Origin of the sequence: Parabacteroides sp. HGS0025 (genome assembly GCF_000969845.1) — a bacterium.
Classification (GTDB): Bacteria; Bacteroidota; Bacteroidia; order Bacteroidales; family Tannerellaceae; genus Parabacteroides; species Parabacteroides gordonii.
The window spans coordinates 798,262-810,763 of record NZ_KQ033903.1; the positions used below are offsets into that span (position 1 = coordinate 798,262).

The 12,502-nt window shown below is 49.0% G+C and carries 8 protein-coding genes; 3 read left to right on the forward strand and 5 right to left on the reverse strand.

Annotated elements, in window-relative coordinates; all coding sequences use genetic code 11:
* Positions 1-15 precede the first annotated feature (15 nt).
* Genes HMPREF1212_RS20285 through HMPREF1212_RS20305 form a run of 5 tightly spaced genes read right to left on the reverse strand, consistent with a single transcriptional unit; the run spans position 16 to position 8,206 of the window.
* A complete protein-coding gene (locus tag HMPREF1212_RS20285; protein ID WP_046150856.1) occupies positions 16-2,439 on the reverse strand; it encodes an ABC transporter permease in 2,424 nt (807 codons plus the stop codon).
* 20 nt (positions 2,440-2,459) lie between these two features.
* Positions 2,460-3,125 carry an ABC transporter ATP-binding protein gene (locus HMPREF1212_RS20290; protein WP_028726546.1) on the reverse strand — a complete coding sequence of 222 codons (666 nt, stop codon included), beginning with the start codon at positions 3,123-3,125 and terminating at the stop codon, positions 2,460-2,462.
* 20 nt (positions 3,126-3,145) lie between these two features.
* Positions 3,146-5,551: an ABC transporter permease gene (locus HMPREF1212_RS20295; RefSeq protein ID WP_046150857.1), complete on the reverse strand. Its 2,406-nt coding sequence runs from the start codon at positions 5,549-5,551 to the stop codon at positions 3,146-3,148.
* A 12-nt stretch (positions 5,552-5,563) separates the two neighbouring features.
* Entirely contained in the window at positions 5,564-6,811 is a 1,248-nt protein-coding gene (locus HMPREF1212_RS20300; RefSeq protein ID WP_028726548.1) for an efflux RND transporter periplasmic adaptor subunit, read from the reverse strand.
* 27 nt (positions 6,812-6,838) lie between these two features.
* Positions 6,839-8,206, reverse strand: a complete 1,368-nt coding sequence (locus HMPREF1212_RS20305) for a TolC family protein (protein ID WP_044191460.1) — start codon at positions 8,204-8,206, stop codon at positions 6,839-6,841.
* 1,756 nt (positions 8,207-9,962) lie between these two features.
* Between HMPREF1212_RS20305 and HMPREF1212_RS20310 the strand changes: the two genes are divergently transcribed.
* The 3 genes from HMPREF1212_RS20310 (at position 9,963) to HMPREF1212_RS20320 (ending at position 12,497) form a co-directional block, all read left to right on the forward strand.
* Positions 9,963-10,289 (forward strand): hypothetical protein, encoded by a 327-nt coding sequence (locus tag HMPREF1212_RS20310; RefSeq protein ID WP_046150858.1) that lies wholly within the window; start codon positions 9,963-9,965, stop codon positions 10,287-10,289.
* Between the two features lie 512 nt (positions 10,290-10,801).
* Entirely contained in the window at positions 10,802-11,077 is a 276-nt protein-coding gene (locus tag HMPREF1212_RS20315) for an HU family DNA-binding protein (RefSeq protein WP_046150859.1), read from the forward strand.
* A gap of 70 nt (positions 11,078-11,147) precedes the next feature.
* Complete coding sequence (locus HMPREF1212_RS20320; RefSeq protein WP_046151261.1) at positions 11,148-12,497, forward strand: sigma-54-dependent transcriptional regulator; 1,350 nt, start codon at positions 11,148-11,150, stop codon at positions 12,495-12,497.
* The last annotated feature ends 5 nt before the right edge of the window (positions 12,498-12,502 follow it).

Here is a 12,502-nt window from a genome sequence, read left to right on the forward strand (position 1 = left end):
CTTTTTATTTGGTTACTATTCATACCGCAACGACCGGGCAGGTTTGCTAAGGATTGTTTTAGCAGTCTGCCAGCCTATGGTAAGCAGGGAGATCACACACAACAAAATCACCGGAACGAGGAAGAACCAGGCTTTCCAGTCGGTGCGGAAAGAGTAATGACTCAACCAGCCGTCCATCACCCACCACGACAGCGGAAGGGCAATGACTATCGCAATGCCGATCAGGATAAAAAACTCGCGGCCTAATTCATAGAACAATTGTGGCTTCGACGCCCCCAATACTTTACGGATACCCATTTCACGTACACGGGTCGAGCAGGAGAACATCACCAGCACCCAAAGCCCCATGCAGGAAATAAAGATCGCCAGTATGGCAAAGAGAGCAACGATCAACCCGAATACTTCGTCCTGGCGGTACTGCTGGTCGAAGAATTGGTCGAGGAAGAAGTAATCGTAGCTAGAGTCGGGGAAATAACGGTTCCAGACCGCTTCCGACTGTTGTACCAGTTCGCGGGGATTACCGTTTTCCATCACAACGGAGATATAACGCTGTTTCATCCAACTCAATTTATCATGTAAGGCAAACAAGATAGGCGTATAATCTTTGTTCAGGGATTGCTGGTGATAATCCTTCACCACCCCGATGATCTGCATAGGCTGATCGACCGTCTCCACCGAAAGACGTTCCCCCAGCGCGGCGTCGGCAGAAGCAAAACCGAGTATACGGACAGCCGCTTCATTCAGGACGATATTGTAAACGTCGCCACCGAAATCCTCGGCAAAACCACGGCCGGCAACAAACTCCAGGTCGTACGCATCCAGGTAATACACGTCGCAGCTAAGCATTTCCAGCAGACGGGTCTGCTTGGTGGCATCGCTCAGGCGGACGATCGAAAGGAAGTCGGCAACCTCCGTCCCGGGAACAGCACCGGAGACAGTTACATTCTTCACGGAAGGCAAAGACTTCAACTCTCTCTTCATCGCGGCCAGCTTCGTAGACAGCTCCTCGCAATGAGCCGGGAATTTCAGCACCAACGTCTGATCCGTACGGACACCCAGCGAAGCGTTCCGCATATATTGCAATTGAGCATATACGATCAACGTCCCGCACAGCAAAGCCAGCGACGCCGTATACTGCAACACCACCAGCACCTTGCGGGTGATCGTCGCATTCTTCGTATGCGTAAACTTCCCTTTCAGCATCCGGATCGGCTTGATACCGGACAGGATCGTTGCCGGATAGAAGCCGGACAGGAACACACCCAGGGCAAAGATCAATAGCAGCATCCATCCCAGCGAGGTCGTAACCCAGACAGAGAAACCCAGGTCGCGTCCGGTCAGGTTGTTGAATGCAGGCATCAGCGCTTCCATCAATCCGATGGCGAGTACAAAAGCGATCCCGTTCGTCACCAACGACTCAAACAGGAACTGTGCCACGATCTGCCGCCGTCCGGCTCCCGAAGCGCGGCGTATGCCGATCTCCTTAGCCCGCTCCATCGAACGGGCCACCGTCATATTGATATAGTTGATCCAGGCGATACAAAGGATAGCCAACGCCGTACAGATCAGCACCAGCATGGAGGAGCTGTTGCCTTTTGTCTCCGGCTCGTAAGCTTTCTGAGGAGTCAGGTGGATATCGCGCAGGTTGGTCAATTCGATAGCCCAGGTCTTATTCTTCAGGGCTTCTTCCGTCTTATACTTCTCCGCCATCGCCGGGAAGGCATCTTCCACCTGTTTCTTCAGGGCGGACGATTTCAGCAGGACGTACGAATAGACTTCGTGGCGGTACCAATATTCATCCATCCATTTCGGAAGAGTTTCATACGAGATCATCATGCTGTAACGCACATGCGAATTGATAGGCATATCCTTCATCACACCGGTCACTTCACAGGCTTCTTCACCGATATTACTACGGAAGATCAGGATCTTTCCGATCGGGTCGGCTCCCTTGAAATATTTACGGGCGATGCGTTCGGTAATGACCACTTTGTTCGGGCCGGCCAGACAGGTGTTCTTATCTCCTTTCAACAGATCGAAGTCGAAGAAGTTAAAGTAGTTCTTTTCGCCGTAGCCGATGTTTGTTTCGCGATACAGGAGTTCGTTGTATTTAACGATCTGCTCCGGATAATACTGGCTGCCTACACGGGTGTAATCCTCTATGCCGGCCAGGTTGCGTTTCATGGCTGTGGCATATCCGGCGGAGCTGCTGGCCCAGTTGTCGGTCAATTCCCCGTTCTCATAGAAGCGGGCTTCCACGCGGAAGATACGGTCGGCGCGGCTATGCATGTCGTCGTAGCTGTACTCGAAGGCCACATAGGTCAGGATCAGCATGGCGGCGGCCATACCGATTGCCAGGCCGAGTATGTTGATTGCGCTGAAGCCTTTCTTCTTCGTCAGGCTGCGGAGTGCGCTATTCCAATAGTTTGATATAATCATGATACTAGTTTTATTGCTTGTTACTTAGATACGACCCGTCCGTCGAGCAGATGGATCACGCGATGGGCGTAGGTGGCATCCCGCTGCGAGTGCGTCACGATCACGATCGTTGTTCCCTGGTTGTTCAGTTCGCGCAACAGCTCCATCACTTCGACGCCGTTGGTGGAATCCAGGTTACCGGTCGGCTCATCGGCCAGGATCAGCGGACAGTCGGTCACCACGGCACGAGCTATGGCTACACGTTGCTGCTGTCCACCCGACAACTGCTGCGGGAAATGACCGGCACGATGGGCGATGTTCATCCGTTCCAGCACTTCCATCACCTTCTTTTTGCGTTCGCTCTTCTTGCCGTTCAGATAGACAAGCGGCAACTCCACATTCTCGTAGACGGTCAGTTCGTCTATCAGGTTGAAATTCTGGAAGACAAAGCCGATATTCCCTTTACGGAAAGCGGTGAGCTGGCTTTCGCTCATCTTATCGATCTCCTTATCGTCAAAATAATATTTGCCGGAAGTAGGCGAGTCGAGTGTCCCGAGGATATTCAGCAGGGTAGATTTACCGCAACCCGAAGGCCCCATAATGGCAACAAATTCGCCTTTCTTTATCTCAAGGCTTACTTCATTCAATGCTTTGGTCTGTACATCTTCGGTGGTGAAGATCATAGACAGGTTCTCTGTTTTAATCATATCATGTTCTGTTTTATAAATTATTCACTCCTTAATATATGCATCGGTTTCAGGCGGATGATACGCCATACCTGACGAACCACCGTAAGGAAGGCGATCAACATCAGCAAGGCGAAAGCGACGGCATACACCCACCAGGGCTGCGAAATATGGAAAGCATAGCCTTCCAGCCAGTTGTTCATCAGAAACGCGGAAACAGGGATACCGATCACGGAAGCCAGCACCGTAAGGAGTAATAATTCACGCGTCAAAACTACAAAAAGATTTGCTTTCCCTGCACCGAGCACCTTCCGGATGCCAATTTCTCTCACCCGTGCCAAGGTAGAGAAGAGCGTCACCACCCACAGCCCCAGACAGGCAACGAAGACGGCCAGCAGGGCGGAACAGGCAAACATCCAACCGAAGTTCCTGTCCACCTTATATTGGTTATCATTAAAATCATCGAGGAAGAAGTAAGAGAACAGCGAAGTCGGGAAGAAATTGCGGTAGGTCTGTTCTATCTCCGCCAGGCGGGCAGCATCGATCGTTCCGTCCATGCGGAGGGATATATAAGGTGTCCCGATAAACGGCACGCGTTCTTTGATAAAGAAGATGATCGGTTTATAAGGGACAGCCAGCGACTGCTGATGATAATTCTTTGCCACACCGATTATCTGGAGAGGTTCTTCCACGACTTCCATCGACAACTGCTTGCCTAAAGCGGCTTCGGCGGAAGGGAAACCGAGCAGGCTGACGGCTTCTTCATTCAGGACGACTTTATTCAACTCATCCCCGTATGCTTCGGAGAAACCTCTGCCGCACACCATTTCGGGCGAATACGTCGGCAGATAATCATAATCGACGGCAAACATCTGGATCAGTTTGCTCTCCGTCTGGTCGCTTCCATAAAGTCGGTTGGTGAAATAGTTGGCGACCTCCACGCCCGGGACGGCACCGGATACTGTCACTTGCCGCATATAGGATTTCTGCAATAACTGCTTCTTAAAGCTCTCCATCTTCACAGACATATCGCTGGTGAAAGAGGGATATTTCAGCACCAGTATCTGTTTGAACGAAGCGGATGCCGTCTCATTCTGCATATACCGCACCTGACCGACGACAACGAACGTTCCTGTTATCAGGATAAACGAAGCGACGAACTGCACGACAATCAGCGCTTTCCGTATCGTATTCCCTTTCCGGCTATGCAGCAATTGCCCGCGCATAATGGCTGAAGGACGAATACCGGTCAGCAGATAAGAGGGATATAATCCGGTAAACAGCGTCCCCGCCACGATCACAGCCAGCACCAGCCCCCAGAAGCCGGGTTGCAGCAATGAATCCGCTCCGAAACTCTGCCCGGCCCAGGTATAGACGAAAGGGAGCAACACTTCCAGCCATCCCAGAGCGATCAGGGCTGCCAGCAGGTTGACGATGCCGGCCTCTATTAATCCCTGGAAAAGCATCTGCCGGCGGGAAGCGCCGAATGCCTTCCGCACACCGAACTCTTTCCCGCGTTCCAGGAAACGGGCGACCATCAGGTTCAGGGCATTCACCCAACCGATCAGAAGCAGGGCGATCGCCATCACAGAAAGGATATAGACTGCTGTACGGCTCCCCTTCGTCTCTTTTTCGTACGATTTCTGCGGGGTTAGATGGATCTCTTTCAACGGGATCAGTTCGACCCGCCAGTTCTTATGCTTCAGTGCCGCTGTCTTATATTTGTCGGAGATAGCACGGAAAGCCTTTGCGATCTCTGCTGGGTCTTTTCCCGGTTCCAGGCGGACATAGGTATAAACGCCATGGATGTACCAGATATCCTGCCGCTCCTTTGGAATGGTGGCGTACGAAAGCAGGAAATCATAATGCAGGTGCGAGTTGACCGGCATATCGGCAATCACACCGGTCACTTCAAAATGCTGTTCTGCCGTGGCGGTGCGGAAAGTCAGTATCTTTCCCAACGGCTCCGCCCCGCCGAAATAACGGTGGGCGGCACTCGCTGTCAACACCACAGTGTTAGGTCGAACCAACTGACCTTCCTTCTCCCCTTTCAGGATCGGGAAATTGAACAATTCGAAGAATGAAGGTTCGGCATAACAATACCGCTCTTCGGCAAACTGTTTATCCTGGTATGTAACCACCTGTTCACGATCCTGTGCCGTCAGCCGGACATACTTCTCGATGCCGGGAATTTCACGGCTCATGGCCGGGGCATGCCCGAAAGAGGTGGTTGCCCAGTTATCGGTCAGCGTTTCCCCTTCATAGAGGCGGCTTTCCACCCGGTAGACGCGATCGCCGTCGTGGAAAGTATCATAGCTCAGTTCGAAACGGACATAGAGCAGGATCAGCAGGGCGGCAGAGATACAGACGGACAGGCCGAATATATTGATCACCGAAAGCGACTTCCGCGCCCGCTGGCTTTTTATGACTTGCGACAAGTAATCCATATTATTGGGTTATTATCTGATTATTAAACGCTCGTTCTCACCAAACAGTTCATACCCGGAAATGATCACTTTCTCGCCCGGCTTCAGACCTTCGGTCACTTCATAATACTGCGGGTTCTGACGGCCTATCTTCACCGGGCGGCGGCGAGCGGTCGTTTCATCTTCATCCACGACATACATATACAGGCCTCCGCTTGCCTGATAGAAGCTACCACGGGGAACCAGGATGGCCTGTACCGGATCACCCAGTTGCAGGTTAAGGTGATAGGTTTGCCCGGCACGGATATTCTCCGGACGATCGGAAGTGAAATGAAGGTCGGTACGGAACTGTCCTTCGCGCACTTCGGGATAAACTTTGGTCACTTCCATATTGAACAGTTTGCCTTCGCGCTCAAAGCTGGCAGGCAGGCCGGGCATGACGCGCTCCACATAATGTTCGTCTATCTTGGCTTCCACCTTCAGTTCCGGAGTAATGACCTGGCCGATACGTTCCCCTTGCGCGATAGACTGGCCGATCTGGGCTTCCAGGTTACCCAGCTGGCCGCTTACGGGCGCTTTCACCTTCAGGTTCTCCAGACGTTCGCGGACAAGGGCGAGGCTTCGTTTCATATTGCGGATGTTCTCGTCCAGGCTCTCCAACTGGCTGCTGCGGAAGAGGTCGTCCTGTTTGATGCGTTGGTCTACCACATCCAGTTGGTCGCGGGCGGCATCGTAGTCTTCTTTCGCCTGCAGATAATCTTCGCGGGCCAACAGTTGTTTGTTATAAAGGCGTTCGTATTGCCGGTAGCGGCGTTCCTTCTGAACCAGTTCTTTGCTGAGGCCGATCCGATCCTGTTTCAGACGAAGATGTTCCTGTTCCATGCTCAGGCGGGTATTGCGGAGTTCGTTTTCCTGATACGCCAGGTCGGCTTCGCTTTGCAGGATACCGATATTCAGGAGCGGGTTGCTCAGACGCAGGATCACGTCACCGGCTTTCACCTGTGCCCCTTCCTCAATCAGACGTTCTTCCACACGCCCTCCTTCGATGGCATCCAGATAGATGATACGGTCGGGAATGACCTGCCCGATCACGCGGATATAGTCGTTAAACTCTCCCTGGGTGACGGCCGAAATAGTCAGCCGCTCCTTATCCACCTTCATGGAAGAAGTCGTGTCGCGAAAGATAAAATAGAGGATGCAGACGATCAGGAAGCCACCGCCCGCTATCGCATAAATATGTTTCTTCTTCAAACGGGATTTCCGTTCGATCCGGGTATCCATGTTGTTGTTCATAGTATATTATCGTGTTTATTTTATTCCTAAAAATGATCCTGACTGATAGAAGCGCACCATACGTTCTTTCAGGTCATATTGTAATTGCGTGCGCATCAGTTCGGCTTTTGCCAGGATATATAAATTCCGCTTTTCCATCAGCTCGAATACGGAGATCATGCCTTCCTCCCACCGCTGTTCATTCTCTTTCAGCGTAGTTGTTGCCGTGCGAAGTTGTAACTCAGCCTGCCAATGTTCCTGCGCGGCGGCCTGCAACGACAGGCAGGCCTCTTCTATCTCCTTATATAAAGAGATACGCTGCTGGTCGTTGTCATTCCTGATCTTCCGAAGACGGAAACGTTCTTTCCGTACTGAAGTAATACGCGAAAGCCCGCTAAAGATCGGGATAGAAACCCTGACGCCAATATATTTATTCAGATTATTCTTCATCTGGTTGCTAAAAGAGGTTATATTCCCCTGTTCGTCCCGCTCCGTATCGTAATAACCGGAATAAAGGCTGAACTCCGCACGGATAGAGGGAGAGAAAGCCCCCGAAGCAATAGCCAGCGACTTGCGTGAAGCCTTTTCGCGTAGCTCCATGATACGGAACTGGGGCAACGCCTCTTCCGACTGCAAATAGACATCTTCTGCCGAAAGATCTTGTAGAAGGGGGATTTCCCGGCCGGTTATATCCTCACCACCGATCACCAACGTATCTGTCCCCCTCATCTGCAACAGTTCTTTAAGAGCCAGCAGGGAAAGGCGGCAACTGTTCTCCTTCACCGTTTCCTGGTAGATATCAGACTGTAAACGGGCTTTTACCTCCTGCAAGTCGGATGGTGCACGCAATCCGAGGTCAACAAATTCGAGCATCTGCTCATGATACCGTTCGCTCAGTTTCCGTTGCTCGGAAGCCAGCTCATACATTTTCTTATCAAAAAGAAGCAGATAATAGGCGTCCATCACTTCAAAGGCGATCCGGTTTTCTTCCACCTTCTCCGTCAATCCGCCGATCTGTTTGTTCAAGCGGGTAAACTGTGCACGGTTCACACGGGTGAAGCCATCGAACACAGGCAACGAAATATCCAGTCCCATCGTACTTTCCAAGAAAGAAGAGGAAGTGTACATATTCGTCTTGGGATCGACCGAACGCCCCAAACGTTTCCCTAGAGCGCCGGATGTACTGACCGAAGGCAGAAAATCGCCGATGGCAGCAGCAAAGTCTTCACCGGCGATACGGGTGTCGAGCCGGCTGTTTTTCAGGCTCACATTCCTTTCTATGGCATACTGCATACAGGAGTCGACCGACCAGGAAGTAGTCTGAGCATGTATTCCCGGCATACAGCCTGCAAGTAGCAGGATGGCAAGCCGCAATCCATATTTTGTTGTTATTTGTGTATTCATCTTGTAAATGAATAGGCAAAACACGTGCCACAAAAATGACATCCCAATAATCAAGGCATGCCATTCCAACGCCTCCGTCAAGTGTCAAAATATTTGACGCCCGATTGTCAACTATTTTGACGGTGCGCATTGCGGTCGAAACCAGAAAAAGGTAAACAAAGATGACTCATATCTGGCAATAGGTGAAACACTCATATCATTTCCTTTTTACATGATAAAAAAGCATTAAAACCGTTCACTGTTCACCTGGCAGAGTGCGACGGCATGCAAATCAATGTATAAGACGCTTATTTCCCAGGTGAATGGTCACTCAAAAAGGTGAATGGTTTATACGAACCTTTCACCCTCGTCTTATCCGGATTACTTATTTTTACAGCTTATACTATTGCTCAGTAAATAAAAGGTCTGAACTGATTAAGGTCAATATTATAGCTTATTTACTTAACGACTAACGTCGATAAGCTTGCTGAGCATCGTCGCAAAGCTTAACAACTAAGGTCGCAAAGCTTAACGATGGCGGTGTCCGGATTTATAAGTAATAACTAAAGAGTTAGTTTGCAATAGGTTTAATGGTAATGGATAATAAGGGGAAAGATACTTTTTAAGTTGCCGGATAAATACTTATATATAGGAAGGTGAATGGTTGGATCCAACCATTCACCTTTTTATCCAACCATTCACCCTGTATATATGTTGTTAAACAAAATATAATCAATAAGTTATTATGTGCAAGGTGAAGGGTGAAAGGTTTATTGCCTGATTTTGCATGAATAGTTGCTCCGAAGCAAAGATTGCAACACTGATAGCTCAAATCGGGCAGTAAGTGAACCTTTTTTGTAACAAGAAAGTCGATATATCTTGTTTCGTCCTTACAGGACTTAAGAAAAGAGGATAGACTATCAGGAACCCAGGGTTAAAAACCCCGGGCTGATTTTGTGATCAGGCTTACAGCCTTCAAGACAACGACATCGTAAGGGCGGTTCGCGAACCGCCCTTACCAACGACACTACATTCAAAACTGGCAATACGTGAAACATTCAAATCTGCCAAGAATTGAAACATTCAACCCCGCCAAACCTTCCAGTCAATATCTTTCAGCTTATTGCTTTTACCTTTCATTTTTTTGTAATGCATTAAAAAAGACATGTGGCAAGTTGCGGCTCTGTTGTTTGAGGTCGCAAATTGCGACTTCAAAGAGGGAAACAACGAAGTAAGGGCATTAACAATAATAAATTGAAATAACAGACGGATTATTATAGGTTAAAATAGTATTAATATGTATATTTGCATTCGAAGAAGGCTTTTGAATTGAAGACTTCTGTTGCGTGTGATATTTGTGCGGCTAAATGAAAATCGGCTAAATTTTCTAAATAACGAATGCACAAAGAAAGCCCCCGCAACCCTTTACCAAATATACGTGTTATCTATGCTACTGTGTAGTAGGGATATATTATTGTATACAGATAAAGGGGGGCGTGCGGCTGACTTTTATTCGTTGTTGGGTCTTAGCCGAACCTTCATTTAGATAAAAGTTCAGTCCGCCGCCCTTTCTTTTTTTTATGAAAGGACTACTCTACTGCATAACGCCATCTAACATCCGCATATTTTAAGGACAACCGTATATGTTTTATTAATAACCTTATTAGTATGCCTGAACATATTAGCATTGAAAAAGTCGTCGAAATGACTAGCTTCCCGAAAGAAGAGATTCAAAATGGGCGAAATCCAGAAAGATAAAACTCGAAGTCAATAGGATATGAAAAAGAAAACACTAGTACAACTCCGCCACATCACCGACCGCATCCCCAAGCAATGCCCCTGCGAGATCGCTGCCTTCCTCTGCCCCATCTGTGATGAGTGGAAATTTGCTTTTTTGAACGGTTGCCTGGTATTTATGCCGGATGGAGATCCTGTCCTCGTCATGCCGCTAACCACTATTTATGGGACATTAAGAATCGGCAATACCCTCTATATCCTTTGTAATAACGGGGTACTGCATTATTTCGACCAGAAGACACACCAACATTGGGTCACTTTCCTCGACAATACGGACGAAGATATCTTCAGTAGTATGTTCAACTGATGCGGATAAAACGAATAAGCAAAGTGAAAAAAATTGACAGAGTTCGTTCAGAACTCTAGTAGTCTTATTGAATATTAAGCTATCACCGATTTCGATGTATTTGGTTATCTGATAATTCGCCCTTTATCGGATCTGTTTTCTAAGGAATAGTTTCGGGAGGGTATACCGACACGGTACCCTTTCAGAGTACTAAATAATGCTTTTTTGAAGTGTTATTTTAGCTTATTCTTTGATATCTCCGATGTTGCATTGTTTTTAATTGCCAATATTTATTACCTTTACCGCCATAATTGACAAAGTTCTGAACGAACTCTTTTAAATTGATTGTTCATAAGCCCAAAAGCCCCAGAGATACGCAGGGGCATATATTTTCAAATTGCAAAGGAAATGCAACCGGCGTGATTCATTCAATTTTTAGGTTCTTTACAGTGCAGAATAGCACCCTGCTTCTACCGTAAAAACAGAATGAGAATCAGTAGTAAAGCATATATTATAAAATAAGGTTTAAAATCATGAACAAGAACGAGTTGATCCAATACGTGACGGAAGACACCGGATTAAAGAAAAAAGATGTCAGAGCAGTGCTTCAATCCATACTCAGTGCATCTACAAAAGCCTTACAGCAAGGTGAACCGGTAACGATGATAGGTTTCGGAAGCCTTCACCCGTGGAAACAAACCAGCCGTCCGGCCAGAAATCCTAAAACAGGCGAGCCGGTCATAATCGCCCCACGCACATCCGTCAAGTTTCGTGCAGGAGTAAAGCTACTGGAAGATCTGAATAAATAAGTGTCAAATATTTTGACGCTTGCTTGCAAAGTATTCCGGAAGCGAATACCTTTACGAAAAAACAGATCGTATGCAAGCAGGAACAGTTCTTATAGTAGATGATAACAAGAGCGTACTGACATCGCTCGAGTTATTGCTGGAAGACGAATTCGAACGGGTGGAGACAGCCTCCAACCCGAACAGGATACTTTCAGTACTCGACACTATGCCCGTCGATCTCGTTATCCTCGACATGAACTTCTCTGCCGGCGTCAACACCGGCAACGAGGGCTTATTCTGGCTCCGCCGCATACAGGAAATCGTTCCCGGTCTGCCTGTTATCATGCTAACCGCTTACGGGGATGTGGAGTTGGCTGTGAAAGCCCTGAAAAGCGGAGCAGCAGACTTCGTACTCAAACCGTGGGATAACGACGTATTGCTCGACAAGATACATACCGCACTGCAAGCCGCCTGGGAAGAACCCAACAAACAGGGTATCGGAAAGAACACCGCCCCCCGACCAGCCGAACCGGCCATGATCATCGGGCACTCACCCGTTATGATGAAGCTGATCAAAGTGGTCACCAAAGTGGCTAAAACAGATGCGAATGTTCTGATCACAGGCGAGAACGGGACAGGCAAAGAAATGCTGGCTCGAGAAATACACCGCCTCTCCCTGCGCAGCCGACGGGAAATGATCAACGTGGATATGGGTGCCGTCAGTGAGTCGTTGTTTGAAAGCGAGCTGTTCGGGCATGAGAAAGGAGCCTTTACCGATGCCCGCGAAAGCCGTCCCGGTAAATTCGAAGCCGCCAGCGGCAGCACCCTGTTCCTGGACGAGATAGGCAACCTGCCAGTCGGCCTGCAAGCCAAACTGCTGGCAGTCCTCCAGAACCGTGAGATCACACGCCTGGGAAGCAACCGGAAAATACCTGTCGACATACGCCTCATTGCCGCCACCAACCGGAACCTGCCGGAAATGGTCGCCCGGTCTTCTTTCCGCGAAGACCTGTTCTACCGCATCAACACGATACAAATAGAAATACCGCCGCTCCGGAGCCGACGGGAAGATATTCCGCTATTCATCGACTATTTCCTGAAGAAATATATCGCGCTCTACAAACGAACCGGGCTGACCCTGCATCCGCAGGCTGCCGCCAAACTCGAAGCATACGACTGGCCGGGAAATATCCGTGAGTTGCAGCACACCATCGAAAAGGCCGTTATCCTGGCTGAGAAGAATATGATCCGTGCCGGCGACCTGTTCATCCGCCCTGGAAAGGCTGTCTCCTTCACCGAAGTACCCAACCTCAGCGATGTGGAACGCCAGGCTATCGAAGCCGCCATCACACAGAATGACGGGAACCTGACTGCTGCCGCCGAACAACTGGGAGTAAGCCGGCAAACCCTGTATAACAAACTGAAACGGTTCAACCTGTGAAGCGC